At 57.6% G+C, this 19782-nt stretch carries 17 protein-coding genes; 11 read left to right on the top strand and 6 right to left on the bottom strand.

What is annotated here, in order from left to right; translation table 11 throughout:
* Positions 1-115 precede the first annotated feature (115 nt).
* Complete coding sequence (gene cysB, locus EA797_RS04840; RefSeq protein ID WP_122164017.1) at positions 116-1090, top strand: HTH-type transcriptional regulator CysB; 975 nt, start codon at positions 116-118, stop codon at positions 1088-1090.
* A 96-nt stretch (positions 1091-1186) separates the two neighbouring features.
* Here the strand turns inward: cysB and EA797_RS04835 are convergent, their stop codons facing one another.
* A complete protein-coding gene (locus EA797_RS04835; protein ID WP_122164016.1) occupies positions 1187-1921 on the bottom strand; it encodes a phosphoadenylyl-sulfate reductase in 735 nt (244 codons plus the stop codon).
* Positions 1922-2104: 183 nt separating this feature from the next.
* Between EA797_RS04835 and thrH the strand changes: the two genes are divergently transcribed.
* A complete protein-coding gene (thrH, locus tag EA797_RS04830; RefSeq protein WP_122164015.1) occupies positions 2105-2722 on the top strand; it encodes a bifunctional phosphoserine phosphatase/homoserine phosphotransferase ThrH in 618 nt (205 codons plus the stop codon).
* A gap of 91 nt (positions 2723-2813) precedes the next feature.
* On the opposite strand, the gene pabB is transcribed toward thrH, so the two are convergent.
* Genes pabB through rloA form a run of 4 tightly spaced genes read right to left on the bottom strand, consistent with a single transcriptional unit; the run spans position 2814 to position 7259 of the window.
* Positions 2814-4154, bottom strand: a complete 1341-nt coding sequence (gene pabB, locus EA797_RS04825) for an aminodeoxychorismate synthase component I (protein ID WP_122164014.1) — start codon at positions 4152-4154, stop codon at positions 2814-2816.
* 50 nt (positions 4155-4204) lie between these two features.
* Positions 4205-5188, bottom strand: a complete 984-nt coding sequence (locus EA797_RS04820) for an alpha-L-glutamate ligase-like protein (RefSeq protein ID WP_122164013.1) — start codon at positions 5186-5188, stop codon at positions 4205-4207.
* 3 nt (positions 5189-5191) lie between these two features.
* Complete coding sequence (rloB, locus tag EA797_RS04815; RefSeq protein ID WP_122164012.1) at positions 5192-6718, bottom strand: osmotic stress tolerance membrane protein RloB; 1527 nt, start codon at positions 6716-6718, stop codon at positions 5192-5194.
* A 4-nt stretch (positions 6719-6722) separates the two neighbouring features.
* Complete coding sequence (rloA, locus tag EA797_RS04810) at positions 6723-7259, bottom strand: retropepsin-like aspartic peptidase RloA (RefSeq protein WP_122164011.1); 537 nt, start codon at positions 7257-7259, stop codon at positions 6723-6725.
* Between the two features lie 247 nt (positions 7260-7506).
* On the opposite strand from rloA, the gene EA797_RS04805 reads away from it, so the two are divergent.
* From EA797_RS04805 to prpF, 5 genes are all read left to right on the top strand, one after another.
* The gene (locus EA797_RS04805; protein ID WP_122164010.1) at positions 7507-8229 is read left to right on the top strand and encodes a GntR family transcriptional regulator; all 723 of its coding nucleotides are present in this window, start codon (positions 7507-7509) and stop codon (positions 8227-8229) included.
* Entirely contained in the window at positions 8226-9113 is an 888-nt protein-coding gene (gene prpB, locus EA797_RS04800) for a methylisocitrate lyase (RefSeq protein ID WP_122164009.1), read from the top strand. Before EA797_RS04805 ends, prpB begins: the two co-directional genes overlap by 4 nt.
* Before the next feature lie 86 nt (positions 9114-9199).
* Positions 9200-10327: a bifunctional 2-methylcitrate synthase/citrate synthase gene (gene prpC / locus EA797_RS04795; RefSeq protein ID WP_122164008.1), complete on the top strand. Its 1128-nt coding sequence runs from the start codon at positions 9200-9202 to the stop codon at positions 10325-10327.
* Positions 10328-10402: 75 nt separating this feature from the next.
* Positions 10403-13006, top strand: a complete 2604-nt coding sequence (acnD, locus tag EA797_RS04790) for a Fe/S-dependent 2-methylisocitrate dehydratase AcnD (RefSeq protein WP_122164007.1) — start codon at positions 10403-10405, stop codon at positions 13004-13006.
* A gap of 117 nt (positions 13007-13123) precedes the next feature.
* On the top strand, positions 13124-14311 hold the full coding sequence (gene prpF / locus EA797_RS04785; protein ID WP_122164006.1) for a 2-methylaconitate cis-trans isomerase PrpF: 1188 nt from the start codon (positions 13124-13126) through the stop codon (positions 14309-14311).
* A 94-nt stretch (positions 14312-14405) separates the two neighbouring features.
* Here prpF and ppsR read toward each other — a convergent pair whose 3' ends face one another.
* Entirely contained in the window at positions 14406-15224 is an 819-nt protein-coding gene (gene ppsR / locus EA797_RS04780; protein WP_122164005.1) for a posphoenolpyruvate synthetase regulatory kinase/phosphorylase PpsR, read from the bottom strand.
* Between the two features lie 155 nt (positions 15225-15379).
* On the opposite strand from ppsR, the gene ppsA reads away from it, so the two are divergent.
* The 4 genes from ppsA to EA797_RS04760 all read left to right on the top strand — a co-directional run bounded on the left by ppsA (position 15380) and on the right by EA797_RS04760 (position 19782).
* Complete coding sequence (gene ppsA, locus EA797_RS04775) at positions 15380-17752, top strand: phosphoenolpyruvate synthase (RefSeq protein ID WP_122164004.1); 2373 nt, start codon at positions 15380-15382, stop codon at positions 17750-17752.
* Positions 17753-17939: 187 nt separating this feature from the next.
* Positions 17940-18428, top strand: a complete 489-nt coding sequence (gene rraA, locus EA797_RS04770; protein WP_122164003.1) for a ribonuclease E activity regulator RraA — start codon at positions 17940-17942, stop codon at positions 18426-18428.
* 17 nt (positions 18429-18445) lie between these two features.
* A complete protein-coding gene (locus EA797_RS04765; protein WP_122164002.1) occupies positions 18446-19486 on the top strand; it encodes a zinc transporter ZntB in 1041 nt (346 codons plus the stop codon).
* A gap of 53 nt (positions 19487-19539) precedes the next feature.
* Positions 19540-19782: a CrfX protein gene (locus tag EA797_RS04760; RefSeq protein ID WP_122164001.1), complete on the top strand. Its 243-nt coding sequence runs from the start codon at positions 19540-19542 to the stop codon at positions 19780-19782.

The raw sequence follows: 19782 nt of genomic DNA, 5'->3' as shown, positions 1-19782 counted from the left end.
TCCGGGCGGCGCTCGCAGGCGGTTCATACGGAAATGGCCTAGACTTCTCAAGTTCTGGCGCACGTAGTTATAAAAAGTGGTGGCGCTCGATGCCACTGGCCTTTGAGGGATCTCTATGAAGCTTCAGCAACTGCGTTACATATGGGAGGTGGCGCATCATGACCTCAATGTATCTGCAACGGCGCAAAGCCTGTTCACGTCCCAGCCTGGTATCAGTAAACAGATTCGACTACTTGAAGACGAGTTAGGGGTAGAGGTGTTCGCGCGCAGCGGCAAGCACCTGACCAGGGTTACACCGGCCGGTGAGCGCATCATCACCACTGCCGGTGAAATTCTCCGCAAGTGCGAAAGCATCAAGCAAATCGCCCAGGAATTTTCCAACGAGAAGCGCGGCACGCTGAGCATTGCGACTACGCATACTCAGGCCCGATATGCCTTGCCACAAGTGATCAGCGCGTTCATCAAGCAATACCCCGACGTTTCGCTGCACATGCACCAGGGCACTCCTATGCAGATCGCGGAGATGGCGGCTGACGGCACCGTGGACTTCGCCATTGCCACGGAGGGGCTGGAGCTCTTTGGTGACCTGGTCATGATGCCGTGCTATCGCTGGAACCGCTGCGTGGTGGTGCCGCAAGGCCATCCGCTTGCAAAGCTAGACAAGCTCACACTCGAAGCCCTGGCCGAGCATCCCATCGTCACCTATGTATTTGGTTTCACGGGTCGATCCAAGCTGGACGAGGCGTTCAGCCACAAGGGCTTGTCCCCTAAGGTGGTATTCACGGCTGCCGATGCCGACGTCATCAAGACCTATGTCCGGTTGGGGCTAGGGGTTGGGATCGTCGCTCGAATGGCTGTCGATGCCAAGCTGGACCCTGATCTCGTGGTGCTGGACGCGAGCGAACTGTTCGAGTCGAGCGTGACCAAGATAGGCTTTCGCCGCGGCACCTTTTTGCGAGGTTTCATGTGTGACTTCATCGAGACGTTCGCCCCGCACCTTGATCGTGAAATGCTCGAGAAGGCCGTGCAGTGCAAGAACAAGGCTGAAGTGGATCAGTTGTTCGAAAGCGTCGAGTTGCCCACCTTCTAATTGGTTATACCGAGCCGGATGTCCTCCGGTTCGGTATCGATACCCGCCGCCAGATTGATATTGCCTTTGGCGTCAGCGATGCAGCTTCGCTGTGTATCAAGTCCGTGCGATCAGATTGCCTGCATGCAGGCCGCATTCTTTTTGAGTGGACTCTTCCCACCACCAACGGCCTTCGCGTTCATGCTGGTTTGGCAGCACCGGACGCGTACACGGCTCACAACCAATACTGATGAATCCACGTTCGTGAAGACTGTTGTAGGGCACCTCCAGCATGCGGATATAGCCCCATACTTCCTCACTTGTCATCTGCGCCAGTGGATTGAATTTATACAAGGCATGCTCAGGCGTTGAGAAAGCGCTATCGATTTCGAGCACCGGCACCTGGCTGCGCGTGCCGGGGCTTTGATCGCGGCGCTGGCCGGTTGCCCAAGCGCGGACGTTTGAAAGCTTGCGCCGAAGCGGCTCAATCTTGCGGATACCACAGCACTCCCCATGCCCGTCGCGATAGAAGCTGAAAAGCCCCTTCTCATTGACCATCGGCTGCAACAGGGCAGGATCGGGCGTCATGATCTCGATCGAAATACCGTAATGATCGCGCACCTGCTCAATAAAGCGATACGTCTCGCTGTGCAGGCGTCCGGTGTCCAGGCTGAAAACCTTCACACCCTTGTTCAGCTTCCAGGCCATATCGACCAAAACGACATCTTCCGCACCGCTGAAGGAGATCCAGAGATCGTCTCCAAAGAGATCGAAGGCCAGTTTCAGAATGTCCTGCGGGGATTTGCCAGCATAGGCGTTTGCAAGCTCGGCTACTTCAATTGGTTGGCTCATCAGGCTACTTCCTTGGTGGGCGCTTGGCGCTCTACTGGCCGCAGATGTTAACAAATAGGCTTTATGACTCTAAATAACCTTTGCCACAGTGAATCCTAAACTTCGGGAATAAGCCCTTGCGTTGCGTCAGTCTGTCCTTGTAGTTAGAGTGCCGCTTCAATTTTTCTACCTGAGGAATAGCCCGTGGAAATAGCCTGCCTTGACTTGGAAGGGGTACTGGTTCCGGAAATCTGGATCGCATTTGCCGAAGCCACCGGAATCGAATCGCTCCGGGCGACCACGCGGGACATTCCTGACTACGACGTGCTAATGAAGCAGCGTCTGCGCATCCTTGACGAGCATGGGCTGAAACTGGCTGACATCCAGGCCGTGATCGCCACGCTGAAGCCGCTGGAGGGCGCAGTCGAATTTGTCGACTGGCTTCGCGAGCGCTTTCAGGTCGTGATTCTGTCAGACACCTTCTACGAGTTTTCACAGCCGCTGATGCGTCAGCTGGGCTTTCCAACGCTGCTTTGTCATCGCTTGATCACGGATGAAGCGGGTCGCGTCGTCAGTTATGAACTGCGCCAGAAGGACCCTAAGCGGCAATCAGTCGTTGCCTTGAAAAGCCTGTATTACCGCGTCATCGCCGCAGGCGATTCCTACAATGACACCACCATGCTCGCCGAAGCGCATGCCGGCATCCTTTTCCATGCCCCTGAAAACGTGATTCGCGAGTTCCCGCAGTTTCCCGCTGTGCATACTTTCGCAGAGCTGAAGCAGGAATTCCTCAAGGCTTCAAATCGCGCGCTACAGCTCTAATGCGCTGAAGTGTTGCCAGGCTGAACGCCGACTGGTGGATCATGTTGTATAGATCCACCGTCGCGTCGACCAGCCTGGTCATGGAATCCCGCTAGAGCGCCTCAAGCGTTTCCATCAACACCCTCACCTTGTCGAGGGTTTCCTGGTGTTCGGCCTCCCAGTCCGAATCCGCCACGATGCCACCTCCAGCCCAGCAAGTGACTTCGTCGCGCTGTATGAGCAAGGTGCGGATGGCGATGGAGCTGTCCATCTCGCCCCGTACATCTAGATATAGCAGCGAACCGCAGTAGATTGAGCGCCGAGTAGGTTCCAGTTCATCGATGATCTGCATGGCGCGAATCTTAGGTGCCCCGGTGATGGATCCTCCCGGGAAGCTGCCCTCCAGAAGATCGAGCGGGTCTTTCCCGATTGCCAGTGTGCCGCTGACACTGCTGACCAAGTGATGAACGTTGGGGTAGCTCTCCAGCTTGAACAGCTCTGGCACTCGCACGCTACCGATTTCACAGCTGCGTCCCAAGTCGTTGCGCAGCAGGTCCACGATCATCAGGTTTTCTGCTCGATCCTTCGCACTGTTCTGCAAAGCCTGAGCTTCGATGTGATCTTCGTCCGGGTTGCTCCGGCGCGGGCGCGTACCCTTGATCGGACGTGTCTCTACAACCCCGTTTGCGAGTCGCATAAAGCGTTCGGGGGACAGGCTGACTATGGCGCCGCTTTCCACCGATACATAACCGGAGTAGGGGGTCGGGCACGCAGCGCGAAGCGCACGGTAGGCTTCCCACGGATCGCCTGCGCAGGTAGCGCGGAACCGCTGGGCATAATTGACCTGATAACAGTCGCCTGCCTGAATGTAATCATGGATCCGTTCGATGGCTTGCTTGTAACCATCGCGGTCCGTATCAGCTGAAAAGGGGGAGGTGAGACTGAATGTTGCGGGATCTGGCAGGCTTTCGCGTTCGAATAGCTCGATCAGGCGCGCGCGCTCAACCATCTCAAGCCGGGGGTGAAAGATCAGGTGAGCCGCCCGGCGATGGTGATCTGTAACCAGTGCCCAGGCATACAAGCCGAACCGGGCTGCAGGTAGCGCCAGGTCCTGTACAGCCGTAACAGGTAATCGCTCCAGCCGTGAACCGAAGTCATACCCGAGAAAACCTAACAAGCCTCCTGTGAATGGCAATTCCAGCTGTGCAGGGGGCTCGGCAGTGCCCAATGCGTGCAGGGCGCTTCGGAGCCGCGTGAAGAAAGCCGTTCCAGACTCATCAACATTCGGCTCGAGAACCTGTTGGGGCCAGGCGCTAATCAGGTCGTACCGGCCGCGTTCGGCGACGGGGCGGCCTGAATCGAGGAGTATCGCTCCTGGCGCCTTTCGAACGCGCTCGAACCAGTGCGCCGGGTCGGGATGATAGGGAAGTGGATGGACTGTACAGATGGTCATCTGGGTTTACGTTCCAAGAGCGGCCCGACGTTGAAAGGCGGGCCTTTTGCTCAAGAGTGGGCCGGTATGTGGCCAAACAGCTCCTGGGCGAAACGTACACGTTCTCCGGGCGTTTCCTGAAGGTTCTGATCCTTGAGCTCGGCAATCCTGTTTTCCACAGCATGCGCGCGGTGGGTGAGGCCGCAGTCATTGGCAATCTGGATGTTGAGGCCAGGCCGCGCGTTGAGCTCGAGGATGAGGGGGCCTTTATCCTGGTCAAGTACCATGTCGACACCGATATAGCCCAGACCGCACAGTTCATAGCAGCCCGCCGCGAGCTTCATGAAGCCGTCCCAGTTCGGAAGCTGAACGCCATCCACCGCGTTTGTGGTGTCCGGATGCTTGCTGATCTTGTTGTTCAGCCAGGTGCCTCGCAACGTGATGCCAGTGGCCAGATCCACACCGACCCCGATTGCGCCCTGATGAAGGTTGGCCTTGCCGCCTGACTGGCGAGTCGGCAGGCGCAGCATGGCCATTACCGGGTAACCCATCAGCACGATGATGCGGATATCCGGAACGCCTTCATAGCTGATGCTTTTGAATATCGGGTCTGGCGTCACGCGGTATTCGATCAACGCTCGATCACGGTGCCCACCGAGCGAATACAGGCCGGTAAGGATGTTGGAGATCTGATGCTCGATTTCATCGTGAGTCAGAATCTTGCCAGACACGGTGCGGTAACGACCCTCGAAGCGATCAGCGATAACCAGAATGCCGTCACCGCCCGCACCTTGGGCCGGCTTGACCACGAAGTCCGTATGGTCCTTGACGATGTCCTTGAGTTTCTCGATATCGCGCTCGGTCTCGATGACACCGTACATCTCGGGTACATCGATACCGGCCTCGATGGCGCGCAACTTGGTAATGATCTTGTCGTCGACGATCGGGTACAGGTTGCGCTTGTTGTACTTGAGCACGTAATCCGCATTTCGGCGGTTGATGCCCATGATGCCTTTGGCTTCCAGCGCCTTCCACGTCTTGATTAGACCGAACATGGCTCAATCCTTCAAAAAGGCTTTGAAACGAAACAGTTCGGTCAGGCGGTAGCCGCGATAGCGGCCCATCGCAAGCATGAAGCCGACCATGATCAGCAGGACTGCCGGGAAGGTGAATATGAAGTACGTCAGCTCCGGAATATTCATGAGCATGAACGCCAGCGCCGCAGCGATCAGCGTGCCGACGGCCACCTTGAATGCATGACCGCCACCGCGTTCTTCCCAGGTGATGGAGAGGCGTTCGATGGTCATGGTGAGAATGACCATTGGGAACAGCGACACGGACAAGCCGCGCTCCAGACCGAGCTTGTGGCTGAACAAGCTGATCACCGCGATCAGCACCACCACGAAGGTCAGTACGACCGAGAGTCGGGGGAGCATCTGCAGTTTGAGGTGCTCGAGATACGAGCGAAGCGACAAGCCGAGTGCGGTGATAATTGTGAACAGGATGATGCCGAAGCCGATTTGCGTTTCGCGGAAGGCGAGGGCGATCAGTACCGGGGTAAAGGTACCCAGTGTTTGCAGGCCGCCCAGGTTGCGCAGGATCAGGATTACCAGAACGCCGATCGGAATCATGATCATGATCTGATAGGTCTGCTGGGTTTGCAGGGGCAAGCCGTACAGGGAGTACTCGAGGAAGTCGGCGTCGGTATTCTCGTCGGTCAGCTTGGCCAGGCGGATTGCGTTCATCTCGCTGCTGTTGAGGGTAAAGGTCACCTGCGCGTTGCGCCCGCCTTCAAGCGTCAGCAGCGGGGCGTCTCCGGTCCACCAGATCAGACGATCCTTGGGCAGGCCTTGCTCCCCGGTTTCAGGGTTGAAATAAAGCCATTTGTCACCGTTATAGCTCCGCAGCCAGAGCTCCGGGGACTGTGCCATGTCGGCAAGCAGGCGAACGGTGTGAACGCGCTCCATGGGGACGTGCGCAATCGACAACAGCAATTCGATCACACGAGCCTTGTTAGGCGTAGACGAGTCACCTCCAAGCAGCAGCTTGACGTTGTCATCATTGGCATTGTTGACACGTTTGATGGCTTCGCTGATGAAGGTTTCCACGTCAGCAGAATGCTGGCGTATAGGAGAGAGCAGTGCTTCGGCGGCAATCTTTTCTGCGCCCTCGACCGGAATGCTGTCGCGGAAGATCGGGCCGGTCGCCTTGGTCTGCTCGCCGCTGTAGCGGCGAGTCAGGACCAGTCGGTAGTAAAGCGTCTGGTTGCCGTTGACGCGTCGTGCGGACCAGGTGACGCGACGATTGCCGTCGGCTCGGTTGATGCTCACGCCGTAATTGTTGGAGATGAAGCTCTCATTGAGGCTGACGAATTCCTGATTGAGCGGCGGCACATACATCTGCAGCTTCACCGGCTCACGGGCATTAGCCTGGAATTCGACTTTTGCGTCGATGTTCCACAGATCATCGGTTTCGTCTTCTGTAACCGGTATGCCAAGGATAAAGATCTGGTACGCGGTAATCGCGATGCCGAGCGTGACGAGTATGAAGATCAGTACTTTCAGGTGCAGGGTAAGGGCGCGCATGGAATTACTCGTCAGCGTCTGATTCGATGATGCAGCCGGGCTTGCCAGCAGCGTACTTAAGGCTTGGGTCTACCAGGGCTTCGAAGCGAGCAAGCGCATCGGAACCTATCAAAAGTGGGTATTGGAATGCAGTTCGGTCCGTGAGGTTCACTTCAATGCTGCGTTTTGCCTTTCCCATGCACAGTTCGAGCTCGACGACAGGACGGGGCGTATAGGTTTTTTCTTCTTCTGGATCGAAGTCGCCCGCACGGCGCTTGATCTTGCTGATTCGCTGTAACGGCAATTCGATGGGCTGGCTGTGAGCCTCGTCGAGAGCAAGATAAAACCGAACCCAGTTCTTGCCGTCGCGCTTGAATCGCTCGATGTCTCGTGCGCTCAGCGAAGCAGTCTGTGCACCTGTGTCGAGTTTTGCCGGCACCTCGATACCAAAATCGGGGAGTGCTACATGCTCGTTCAGGCCGTATATGGTTTTTTCATTGGCCAGGGCCAGAAGTGGGCAACTTAATAGGCACAGCAACAGGAAACGGGTTTTAGCGAGCATAGATCCAGTGAGTCGAGTCGATAAGTGCGGCCGGTAATACGACCTTGGATTGGGCATGGCAAGCAGGCGCCAGGCGCGGCATAGCGGCGCATTCTAGCACGGGCTTCGCCTCTCGCTACCAAGGGTGCCACGACAAGAATGATGTGAATGGCAAACGACGGATTGTCGACAATCGACCATCGTATTAATTGACTTGATGGCTGCCTGCACCTAGCTTGTGCGAATTACTGAGGTAGGTGTCAACAATATGCTCGATGCCCTTGAAATCTCCCGGCCTGACCAGCTCGATAGTGGAACGCTGTCAGAGCACGTCTTCAGGTCGATCCAAGCCGCCATAGTGCGTGGTGACATCCCTCCGGGCAGCAAAATTTCCGAGCCGGAGCTCGCGCGAACCTACGGCATAAGTCGTGGCCCTCTGCGTGAGGCTATCCACCGGCTTGAAGGGCAGAAGTTGCTGGTGCGAGTGCCGCACGTAGGGGCTCGCGTGGTTTCGCTCAACCACGCGGAGCTGATCGAACTCTATGAAATCCGTGAATCGCTCGAAGGAATGGCTTGCCGTCTGGCTGCCGAACGTATGAGCGAGGCGGATATCGACGAGCTTAGGCGTGTGCTGGACACCCATGAGCGTGACGAAGCCTTTCAGGCTGGTGTGGGCTACTACCAGCAGGAGGGTGACTTCGATTTCCATTACCGGATCATCCAGGGCAGCGGCAATCGCACGCTCGCTCAGATGCTGTGCGGTGAGCTGTATCAACTCGTGCGTATGTACCGCATTCAGTTTTCCGCAACGCCTAACCGTCCGCGGCAGGCATTTGCAGAGCATCACCGGATTCTCGACGCCATCGCCGATCGAGACGGCGAGCTCGCAGAGTTGTTGATGCGACGGCATATCTGCGCATCCAAGCGAAACATTGAGCGGCACTACCTGCCGGCTCAGCAACAGACCCCAAAACCAAGAGGTGAGGCATGACACTTCCTACCCCCGGCCAGCGATTTCGCGATGCGGTTGCCAGCGAGCATCCATTGCAAGTAGTTGGCGCTATCAATGCCAACCATGCGCTGCTGGCCAAGCGTGCCGGATTCAAGGCCATCTACCTGTCCGGTGGTGGCGTCGCGGCTGGCTCTCTGGGCTTGCCGGACCTGGGGATCACGGGTCTCGATGATGTGCTGACTGACGTGCGCCGCATCACCGACGTTTGTGATCTACCTTTGCTGGTGGATGTCGATACTGGGTTCGGCTCCTCGGCTTTCAACGTCGCGCGTACCGTCAAGTCGATGATCAAGTTTGGCGCTGCGGCGATCCATATCGAAGATCAGGTCGGGGCCAAGCGCTGCGGCCATCGCCCGAACAAGGAAATCGTCTCGCAGCAGGAAATGGTCGACCGCATCAAGGCGGCCGTGGACGCGCGCACCGACGACAGCTTCGTGATCATGGCTCGTACTGATGCGCTTGCGGTGGAAGGGCTTGAATCGGCGTTGGATCGTGCGGCTGCGTGCATCGAGGCGGGCGCCGACATGATCTTTCCCGAGGCGATCACTGAGCTGGCGATGTACAAGACCTTCGCCGATCGGGTGAATGCGCCGATCCTGGCCAATATCACCGAGTTTGGCGCAACCCCGCTGTATACAACCGAAGAGTTGGCCAGTGTCGACGTCTCGCTTGTGCTCTATCCGCTGTCCGCGTTCCGCGCCATGAACAAGGCGGCCGAGAACGTCTATACCGCCCTGCGCCGTGACGGCACGCAGAAGAATGTGATCGACACCATGCAGACCCGTATGGAGCTCTACGATCGGATCAATTACCACACGTTCGAGCAGCATCTCGACGCGCTGTTCGCCCAGAAGAAGAGCTGAGCCCAGGGCTCATCGGTAGGTGGGCTTAAATGAGCGGTTAAAGCGTGAATTGCAGTATCCAGAACAAATCCAAGAAGGAGAAAGCAATGGCTGAAGCAAAGGTGTTGAGCGGGGCCGGCCTGCGAGGGCAGATCGCCGGACAGACCGCCCTGTGTACCGTCGGCAAGACCGGCGCCGGATTGACCTATCGCGGTTATGACGTGCGTGATCTGGCCGCCGACTGCGATTTCGAAGAAGTGGCCTACCTGCTGTTCTACGGCGAGCTGCCGAATACCCAGCAGTTGGCCGATTACAAGAGCGGCCTCAGAACCATGCGTGAACTGCCGCAGGCGCTGAAGGAGGTGCTCGAGCGCATTCCGGCAGGCGCCCATCCAATGGATGTCATGCGTACTGGCTCTTCCGTGCTTGGCACGCTTGAGCCGGAACTCAGCTTCGACCAGCAGCGCGAGGTGGCAGAGCGGCTGATGGCGGCTTTCCCGGCGATCATGTGCTACTGGTATCGCTTCACCCACGACGGTGTTCGCATCGACTGCATCAGCGACGAAGACACGCTGGGCGGTCATTTCCTTGCGCTGCTGCACGGCAAGAAGCCGAGCGATCTGCACGTCAAGGTCATGAACGTCTCGCTGATTCTCTATGCCGAGCACGAGTTCAACGCCTCGACCTTCACCGCGCGCGTCTGCGCCTCGACCTTGTCCGATCTCTATTCCTGCGTGACCGGTGCCATCGGTTCGCTGCGCGGTCCGCTGCACGGCGGTGCCAACGAAGCGGCGATGGACATGATCCAGCAATGGAAAAGTCCGGAGGAAGCCCGTGAAGCGATCCTCGGCATGCTCGAGCGCAAGGACAAGATCATGGGCTTCGGCCATGCGATCTACAGCGAGTCCGACCCTCGGAACGAAGTGATCAAGGTCTGGGCCAAGAAGCTCGCCGATGAAGTGGGTGACACCGTGCTGTACCCGGTTTCGGTTGCTGTAGACGAAACCATGTGGGAGCAGAAGAAGCTGTTCCCCAACGCTGACTTCTACCACGCCTCGGCTTATCACTTCATGGGCATTCCCACCAAGCTGTTCACGCCGATCTTTGTCTGCTCGCGCGTTACCGGCTGGGCGTCCCATGTGTTCGAACAACGCAGCAACAACCGGATCATTCGGCCGAGTGCCGAGTACATCGGTCCGGAGCAGCGCAAGGTTGCCCCGATCGGCCAGCGTTGACCGGCGCTGGGGAGCTCATCGCCGGGCTCCCCGAACCTCGCCCCACAGAACATCACTGGATTGAGTTATTCCGGCATGAATACAGAACACCGCAAACCTCTGCCAAGCACTGGGCTTGACTATTTCGATACCCGCGAGGCGATCGAAGCCATTCAGCCGGGGGCCTACGACAAGCTGCCCTATACCTCCCGCGTCCTGGCTGAACAGCTGGTGCGTCGCTGTGAGCCCGAAACGCTGACCGATTCGCTGAAGCAGATCATCGAGCGTAAACGCGATCTGGACTTTCCCTGGTATCCGGCTCGTGTGGTCTGCCATGACATCCTCGGTCAGACGGCGCTGGTCGACCTGGCAGGGCTGCGCGACGCCATTGCGGAGCAGGGCGGTGATCCGGCTAAGGTCAATCCAGTGGTGCCGACTCAGCTCATCGTCGATCACTCACTTGCCGTCGAGTTTGCGGGCTTCGATCCGGACGCGTTCGAAAAGAATCGCGCCGTCGAAGAGCGACGCAACGAGGACCGTTTCCACTTTATCGAGTGGACCAAGACGGCCTTCAAAAACGTCGATGTGATTCCGGCCGGCAACGGCATCATGCACCAGATCAATCTGGAAAAGATGTCGCCGGTGATCCAGGCCCGCGGCGGTGTGGCCTTCCCGGATACCTGTGTCGGTACCGACTCGCACACGCCGCACGTCGATGCGCTGGGTGTCATCGCCATCGGCGTCGGCGGCCTGGAAGCTGAAACCGTGATGCTCGGCCTGCCTTCGATGATGCGTCTGCCCGACATCGTCGGCGTACGTCTGACCGGCAAGCGTCAGCCTGGCATCACTGCTACCGATATCGTCCTGGCGTTGACCGAGTTCCTGCGCAAGGAACGTGTGGTCGGAGCCTGGGTCGAGTTCTTCGGCGAAGGCGCCGACAGCCTGACCATCGGCGACCGCGCAACCATCTCCAACATGTGCCCGGAATACGGGGCCACCGCTTCGATGTTCTACATCGATCAGCAGACCATTGATTACCTCAAGCTGACCGGTCGCGAGCCGGAGCAGGTTGCGCTCGTAGAGCAGTACGCCAAGGAAACCGGCCTATGGGCGACGGCACTTGAAGGTGCCGAATACGAGCGTGTGCTTGAATTCGATCTGTCCAGCGTAGTGCGCAACATGGCCGGCCCCAGCAACCCTCACAAGCGCCTTCCGACATCGGCTCTGCACGAGCGCGGCATTGCTGACGACAGTATGTTAGCGGCGGCGCGTGCAGAGGAGGCCAAAGGTCTACTGCCCGACGGTGCCGTGATCATCGCTGCGATTACAAGCTGTACCAATACGTCTAATCCGCGCAACGTGGTAGCCGCCGGCTTGCTGGCAAAGAAGGCCAATGAGCTGGGGCTGGTTCGCAAGCCCTGGGTCAAGACTTCATTCGCCCCAGGTTCCAAGGTCGCCAAGCTGTACCTGGAAGACGCAGGACTGCTTTGCGAACTAGAAAAGCTCGGTTTTGGCATCGTTGCCTACGCCTGCACCACCTGTAATGGCATGTCCGGCGCGCTGGACCCGGTGATCCAGAAAGAAATCATCGAGCGAGACCTGTACGCCACGGCAGTGTTGTCCGGCAATCGTAACTTTGACGGGCGGATCCATCCGTACGCCAAACAAGCATTCTTGGCCTCGCCGCCGCTGGTGGTTGCTTACGCTATCGCCGGTACCGTGCGCTTCGATATCGAGCAGGACGTGTTGGGCACCGACCAGCATGGCAACCCGGTTACGTTGAAAGATCTGTGGCCGTCCGACGAAGAAATTGACGCCATCGTGGCCGCTTCGGTGAAGCCGGAGCAGTTCAAGCAGATTTACATCCCGATGTTCGATCTGGGGACCATCGAGGAGGCCGAAAGCCCGCTGTACGACTGGCGGCCGACATCCACTTATATCCGCCGTCCGCCTTACTGGGAAGGCGCGTTGGCTGGCGAGCGCACACTGAAAGGCATGCGTCCGTTGGCGATCCTGCCGGACAACATCACCACTGATCACCTGTCGCCGTCCAACGCCATCCTGCTGGATTCGGCAGCCGGCGAGTACCTGGCGAAGATGGGCCTGCCGGAAGAGGACTTCAATTCCTACGCTACCCACCGCGGCGATCACCTGACCGCCCAACGGGCTACCTTTGCCAACCCGCAGCTGGTCAACGAGATGGCTGTCGTCGATGGCAAGGTGCAGAAGGGGTCCTTGGCACGCGTCGAGCCGGAAGGCCAGGTTATGCGTATGTGGGAAGCGATCGAAACCTACATGACGCGCAAACAGAACCTGATCATCGTGGCCGGTGCCGACTACGGCCAGGGGTCATCGCGTGACTGGGCAGCCAAGGGCGTGCGCCTGGCGGGTGTCGAGGTGATCGTCGCCGAAGGCTTCGAGCGTATCCACCGTACCAACCTGGTGGGCATGGGCGTGCTGCCGGTGGAGTTCAAGCCCGGTACCACTCGCTTGACCCTTGGCCTCGATGGCACTGAAACCTTCGATATTGAAGGGGCGTTGTCGCCGCGTTGCGACTTGACGTTGGTCATACATCATAAGAACGGAGAGCACACTCGCGTCCCGGTTACTTGCCGTCTCGACACGGCTGCCGAAGTCAGTGTTTACGAAGCTGGTGGGGTACTGCAGCGTTTCGCCAAGGATTTTCTCGGACAGACGTGACCGTCAGAGCTCGTAGGGTGGATGGTGCTTTCTCCATCCACCACGCCAGCTTGAGCGGTGGATTGGGGACGCTTGATCCGCCGTATAAGCCCATTAATTTTCAGCCGGGACTCACTCATGGCTCATCAACCCCAGATCAAGATTCCCGCAACCTACATGCGCGGCGGTACCAGCAAGGGCGTTTTCTTCCGGTTGCAGGACCTGCCCGAAAGCTGCCAGGTCCCGGGTGCGGCCCGAGACAAGCTGTTCATGCGCGTGATCGGTAGCCCAGACCCTTACTCTGCACATATCGACGGCATGGGCGGCGCCACGTCCAGTACCAGCAAATGCGTGATCCTGTCGAAAAGCAACCGGCCTGATCACGACGTCGAGTACCTATATGGTCAGGTATCTATCGACAAGCCCTTCGTCGATTGGAGCGGCAATTGCGGCAACCTGTCGACCGGAGCCGGTGCGTTTGCCCTGCATGCCGGCCTGGTAGATGCCGAGCGCATTCCTCAGAACGGCACCTGTGTTGTGCGGATCTGGCAGGCAAATATCGGCAAGACCATCATTGCTCACGTACCGGTCGCCGACGGCCAGGTTCAGGAAACCGGTGACTTCGAACTCGACGGCGTGACCTTTCCATCCGCAGAGATCGTATTGGAGTTTCTCGATCCGTCCGATGAAGGCGAGGAAGGCAGTTCGATGTTCCCCACCGGCAACCTGATCGACGACTTGGACGTGCCTGGCATTGGAACCCTCAAAGCGACCATGATCAGTGCGGGTATTCCCACCGTGTTCGTCAACGCTGAAGACATCGGTTATCAAGGTATCGAGCTGCGCGAACAGATAAACGGCAGTCCTGGAGACCTTGCCCGGCTGGAGGCGATTCGCGTGGCCGGCGCATTGCGCATGGGGCTGATCAAGACGGCGGATGAGGCGCTGACCCGTCAGCACACACCTAAGGTCGCTTTCGTTTCTCGGCCGAAAAACTACCGGGCGTCTTCCGGCAAGGATATCGACGCTGCCGATGTCGACTTGCTGGTTAGGGCACTTTCCATGGGTAAGCTGCATCACGCCATGATGGGCACCTGCGCGGTTGCCATCGGCACTGCTGCTGCGGTGCCAGGCACACTGGTCAACCTCGCGGCCGGCGGCGGAGAACGTGAGGCGGTGCGCTTCGGGCACCCCTCCGGCACGCTGCGTGTCGGTGCAGAGGCCAAGCAGATAGAAGGGAATTGGTGCGTGACCAAGGCCATCATGAGCCGCAGCGCTCGTGTACTGATGGAAGGCTGGGTTCGTGTGCCCGGTGAAGGCCTATGACAGCGTTACCGACCGATAACGCACGAATTCTGGTGCGCTAAAAATCAAAAAGTCCGCACCAAGCGGACTTTTTGTTGTCTAGCGATGCGGCACTTCATTTGAGTCGACGCTCAACGCCTTTTTCCACCAGGATCTTGGCCGAGATCTCCTCTACCGAGAAGTGCGTCGAGTTGATGTAGTTGATGTTCTCGCGGCGGAACAGGTTCTCCACCTCGCGGACTTCGAATTCGCACTGAGAGAAGCTTGCGTAACGGCTGTTGGGTTTGCGCTCGTTGCGGATGGCGGTAAGCCGGTCCGGATCGATGGTCAGACCGAACAACTTGTCGCGGTGGGTTTTCAAGGCGGTAGGCAGTTGCAGGCGTTCCATGTCGTCTTCGGTCAGTGGATAGTTCGCTGCCCGAATGCCGTACTGCATTGCCATATAAAGGCAGGTGGGCGTTTTGCCGCACCTGGAGACACCGACCAAAATCAGGTCTGCCTTGTCGTAGTAGTGCGTGCGGGCGCCGTCGTCGTTATCCAGAGCGAAATTGACTGCGTCAATTCGCTCCATGTAGTTGGCGTTATGGCTGATCGAATGAGATTTGCCGACAGAATAAGAAGAACGTGACATCAGCTCATGTTCAAGCGGAGCAAGGAAAGACGAAAAGATGTCGATCATGAAGCCATTGGACTCGGCGAGGATGTCGCGGATCTCCTGGTTCACCAACGTATCGAATATGATCGGGCGCGCGCCGTCGTTTTCTGCCGCTTTATTGATTTGCTGTACCATTGCTCGCGCTTTTTCGGCTGTATCTATGTACGGCCGGGTGAGCTTGGTGAAGCTTATGTTTTCGAACTGTGCCAACAGGCTCTGGCCGAGCGTTTCGGCTGTGATTCCGGTACCGTCGGAGATGAAGAATGCAGTTCGTTTCATTGCTTCTGGGACCTTAAGTCAAGAACGGCTCTCAGCTATAGTAGGCTCTTCGCCGAGCCTCGATTGGCGGGCATTGTTACTTATTTCGCAGGGCCAGGCCATCGTGCCGCGGATGGGCACGAACCGAGTTTCCAACAAAACGTGGAGAGATCACCTTGGTAGAGTACGTAGTTTCCCTCGATAAGCTCGGCAATCATGATGTTGAGCGTGTAGGGGGCAAGAACGCCTCCCTAGGCGAGATGATCAGCAACCTCGCAGGCGCGGGCGTTTCGGTGCCAGGCGGTTTCGCCACTACGGCCCAGGCCTATCGTGATTTCATGGAGCTCAGCGGTCTCAACGAGCAAATCCATGCGCTTCTCGATGCGCTGGATGTTGATGACGTCAACGCCCTTGCCAAAGCCGGCGCTCAGATTCGTGGCTGGGTTATGGAGGCCGAATTCCCTCCGAAACTCGATGCCGACATTCGTACAGCGTTCGCGCAGATGTCGGGCGGCAACGACAACATGGCCGTTGCTGTTCGCTCCTCGGCTACAGCCGAAGACCTGCCAGACGCCTCGTTCGCCGGTCAGCAGGAAACCTTCCTGAATATCCGTGGCGTGGACAATGTCATCCGCGCTGCCAAGGAAGTATTCGCATCACTCTTCAATGATCGTGCTATCGCCTATCGCGTCCACCAGGGCTTTGACCACAAATTGGTCGCCCTGTCGGCCGGCGTGCAGCGTATGGTGCGCTCCGAAACCGGTACAGCTGGGGTGATGTTCACTCTCGATACCGAATCGGGCTTCCGTGACGTGGTGTTCATCACTGGCGCCTATGGCCTGGGAGAGACCGTAGTGCAAGGCGCGGTCAATCCCGATGAATTCTACGTTCACAAGCACACCCTGGAAGCCGGTCGTCCCGCCATCCTGCGCCGTAACCTCGGCAGCAAAGCGATCAAGATGATCTACGGGGAAGAGGCCAGCGCCGGCAAGTCGGTTAAAACCGTCGACGTTGATCAAGCAGACCGTATGCGCTTCTGCCTGACCGACGAAGAGGTGGCCAATCTCGCCAGACAAGCCATGACCATCGAGAAACATTATGGTCGTCCGATGGACATCGAATGGGCTAAAGACGGCGACGACAATCAGCTGTACATCGTTCAGGCACGTCCGGAAACAGTTAAGAGCCGCAGTAGCGCAAACGTTATGGAGCGTTACCTGCTGAAAGAGAAAGGTAAGGTCCTGGTCGAGGGCCGTGCCATCGGTCAGCGCATCGGCGCTGGCCCGGTCAAGATCATCCATGACGTATCCGAGATGGACAAGGTTCAGCCGGGCGACGTACTGGTCTCCGACATGACCGATCCGGATTGGGAGCCTGTGATGAAGCGCGCCAGCGCCATCGTCACCAACCGCGGTGGCCGTACTTGCCACGCGGCCATCATTGCGCGCGAGCTGGGTATCCCGGCTGTCGTTGGCTGCGGTAACGCAACCGAGCTGCTGCAGGATGGCCAGCGTGTGACAGTCACCTGCGCCGAAGGCGACACCGGGCTGATATTCGAGGGCGAGCTCGGCTTCGATATCCGCCAGAACTCAATCGACGCCATGCCCGAATTGCCGTTCAAGATCATGATGAACGTCGGCAACCCGGATCGAGCGTTCGATTTCGCGCAACTGCCAAACGAAGGCGTCGGTTTGGCACGTCTAGAGTTCATCATCAACCGCATGATCGGCGTTCACCCCAAGGCCTTGCTCAACTTCGACGGACTGCCTGCAGACGTTAAAAGCAGTGTCGAAAAGCGTATTGCCGGTTACGGTGACCCCGTCGACTTCTATGTAGAAAAGCTGGTTGAAGGCGTAAGCACGTTGGCAGCGGCTTTCTGGCCGAAAAAAGTCATCGTGCGTTTGTCTGACTTCAAATCCAACGAGTACGCCAACCTGATCGGTGGCAAGCTTTACGAGCCGGAAGAAGAAAACCCGATGCTGGGCTTCCGTGGTGCGTCGCGCTATATCAGCGAGTCCTTCCGCGATTGCTTCGAGCTCGAATGCCGTGCCATGCGCAAGGTTCGCGACGTGATGGGGCTGACCAACGTCGAACTGATGGTACCGTTCGTAAGAACTCTGGGCGAGGCGTCGCAGGTCATCGATATCCTCGGTCAGTTCGGTCTGAAGCGCGGCGAGAATGGTCTGCGCATCATCATGATGTGTGAGCTGCCTTCTAACGCATTGTTGGCTGATGAATTCCTCGAATTCTTCGACGGTTTCTCCATCGGTTCCAATGACATGACTCAGCTTACGCTGGGCCTTGATCGGGATTCCGGCATCATTGCCCACCTGTTCGATGAGCGTAATCCTGCAGTGAAGAAGCTTCTTGCGAATGCCATCGAAGCCTGTAACAAGGCAGGCAAGTACATCGGGATCTGTGGTCAGGGCCCATCCGATCACCCGGACCTGGCCAAGTGGCTGATGGAGCAGGGGATAGAAAGCGTATCGCTCAACCCCGATTCCGTACTCGATACCTGGTTTTTCCTCGCCGACGCCGAGATCAAGTAATAATCAGGCTTAACAAGGGCGCTTGCGCCCTTGTGTACCTCTGTCACCAGGCTGCCTGTAGTACCTGTTTATTTGACGGTCGTCGGGCCGCTTCGTGCCGATACCTCGATCATAGACGGTAGCCGACAGTACTCTTCATCGAGCTCCAAAGCCTGGACATGATTGTTCCTTCTCAGGGAGATTCTCCATGCAATACGTCACTCCAGATTTGTGCGACGCCTATCCCGAACTCGTGCAGGTGGTAGAACCGATATTCAGCAACTTTGGAGGGCGCGATTCTTTCGGTGGTGAGATCGTGACCATCAAGTGTTTCGAAGACAATTCGCTGGTCAAAGAGCAGGTCGATGTCGATGGCACAGGCAAGGTGCTAGTGGTCGATGGTGGCGGTTCTTTGAGACGGGCTCTGCTGGGCGACATGCTTGCCGAAAAGGCCGCGCGCAATGGCTGGGAAGGACTGGTCATCTATGGCTGCATTCGCGACGTTGATGTCATTGCCCAGACTGAGTTGGGTGTACAAGCGCTGGCCAGCCATCCCATGAAGACTGACAAGCGTGGCATTGGCGACCTCAATGTCCCCGTCACCTTTTGCGGCGTCACGTTCCGTCCCGGTGAATACGTTTATGCTGACAACAACGGCATCATCGTTTCCCCTGAGCAGTTGAAAATGCCCGCCTGAACGAAGGGCTGCCATACATGAAGCCCGGCTATGCCGGGTTTTTACGTTTTGAGAGGAAAGCGGTCTTGCCGGAACAACTAGCACAATCGGGGCTTCTTCACGCTCTTGTTCTTGACGGGCAGGGCGGAGCGCGAAGGCTTGGCTTTGCCGAACTGTCCTTATTGAAGCTCGAAGGGCAAGAAAGCTTGTGGCTGCATTGGGATCGCAGCCATGTCCAGGCTCGTGAATGGCTCAGGACACAAAGCGGCTTGAGTGCCTTCGCCTGCGACGTACTGCTTGAGGAAAACACCCGACCGCGGGTGCTTGCGTTGCCAGACGACGAACTGCTCTTGTTCCTTCGTGGCGTAAATCTGAATCCTGATGCAGAACCGGAAGACATGGTTTCGCTGCGGGTGTTTGCCAGCGCAAAACGAGTCATTTCCTTGCGTTTGCGACCGCTGCGCTCGACGGAGGTAGTGATTCAGCAGCTGGAAGCAGGCATGGGCCCAAAAACCTCATCGGAAGTCCTGCTTGCGCTCGCAGATGCTTTGACCGAACGGGTAGATGAGCTCGTCGCTGTTCTTACCGAGAAGGTTGATAGCGAGGAAGACCGTGTCGAAGCAGACGATCGCTATACCCCGCCTCAGGACAAGCTTCTGTCTTTAAGGCGACAAGCCGCGGGGCTGCGGCGTTTTCTGCTTCCGCAACGTGAGATCTACGGACAGCTCACGCGAAACCGCTTGCCCTGGTTCGTCGATGACGATACGGACTACTGGAACGAGCTCAGCAATCGGCTGATCCGTTACCTCGAGGAGCTTGAGCTGGTTCGTGAGCGCGTCAATCTGGTACTCGAAGCCGAGGAAAGGCGAATGCGGGAGCGCATGAACAGGACCATGTACTTGCTTGGCATCATTACCGGGTTTTTTCTGCCCATGAGCTTTCTCACCGGCCTGCTTGGAATCAACGTCGGCGGTATTCCGGGGTCGGAAAATCCTTATGGCTTCGTGGTGGCATGCTCGCTCATCGCAGCAGTGGCTGGATTTCAGTGGTGGATCTTTCGCCGATTGAAATGGGTGTGATGTGACTGCTGGTATAGCTATGCCGTCAGAGTCACATTGTTAACGAGGTAGGCATGCGCGATCCCTTCGAAGAATCCCTACGGGACATGCTCAATACTCAGTCAGCGCGTCATGACGACGCGCGTCTGGACCGTGTACTGAAAACGGCTAATCGCCAGGTTGGTGCCGGTGACCTTTTCAGCCTGCTGGGGAACTGGCTACAGGCCGTTCTGATTGCTTTCAGCAGTGCACCGAATGCCTCGGCTACTACGCGTCGCCATGGCCGCTCACGTTCTTCTTTCGATAAGGCCGATTGA

Source organism: Stutzerimonas zhaodongensis (assembly GCF_003696365.1).
In the GTDB taxonomy this organism is placed as follows: Bacteria; Pseudomonadota; Gammaproteobacteria; order Pseudomonadales; family Pseudomonadaceae; genus Stutzerimonas; species Stutzerimonas zhaodongensis.
The sequence above is the reverse complement of the archived record's forward strand: the minus strand, read 5'-3'. Positions and strand labels throughout refer to the sequence as shown.

Coding starts and splice junctions, on each gene's coding strand:
- rloA (WP_122164011.1), bottom strand. CDS start 7,259: ATGCTCGCTAAAACCCGTTTCCTGTTGCTGTGCCTATTAAGTTGCCCA.
- EA797_RS04805 (WP_122164010.1), top strand. CDS start 7,507: ATGCTCGATGCCCTTGAAATCTCCCGGCCTGACCAGCTCGATAGTGGA.
- rloB (WP_122164012.1), bottom strand. CDS start 6,718: ATGCGCGCCCTTACCCTGCACCTGAAAGTACTGATCTTCATACTCGTC.
- EA797_RS04835 (WP_122164016.1), bottom strand. CDS start 1,921: ATGAGCCAACCAATTGAAGTAGCCGAGCTTGCAAACGCCTATGCTGGC.
- acnD (WP_122164007.1), top strand. CDS start 10,403: ATGAATACAGAACACCGCAAACCTCTGCCAAGCACTGGGCTTGACTAT.
- prpF (WP_122164006.1), top strand. CDS start 13,124: ATGGCTCATCAACCCCAGATCAAGATTCCCGCAACCTACATGCGCGGC.
- rraA (WP_122164003.1), top strand. CDS start 17,940: ATGCAATACGTCACTCCAGATTTGTGCGACGCCTATCCCGAACTCGTG.
- EA797_RS04760 (WP_122164001.1), top strand. CDS start 19,540: ATGCGCGATCCCTTCGAAGAATCCCTACGGGACATGCTCAATACTCAG.
- cysB (WP_122164017.1), top strand. CDS start 116: ATGAAGCTTCAGCAACTGCGTTACATATGGGAGGTGGCGCATCATGAC.
- ppsR (WP_122164005.1), bottom strand. CDS start 15,224: ATGAAACGAACTGCATTCTTCATCTCCGACGGTACCGGAATCACAGCC.
- pabB (WP_122164014.1), bottom strand. CDS start 4,154: ATGACCATCTGTACAGTCCATCCACTTCCCTATCATCCCGACCCGGCG.
- prpC (WP_122164008.1), top strand. CDS start 9,200: ATGGCTGAAGCAAAGGTGTTGAGCGGGGCCGGCCTGCGAGGGCAGATC.
- EA797_RS04765 (WP_122164002.1), top strand. CDS start 18,446: ATGAAGCCCGGCTATGCCGGGTTTTTACGTTTTGAGAGGAAAGCGGTC.
- EA797_RS04820 (WP_122164013.1), bottom strand. CDS start 5,188: ATGTTCGGTCTAATCAAGACGTGGAAGGCGCTGGAAGCCAAAGGCATC.
- prpB (WP_122164009.1), top strand. CDS start 8,226: ATGACACTTCCTACCCCCGGCCAGCGATTTCGCGATGCGGTTGCCAGC.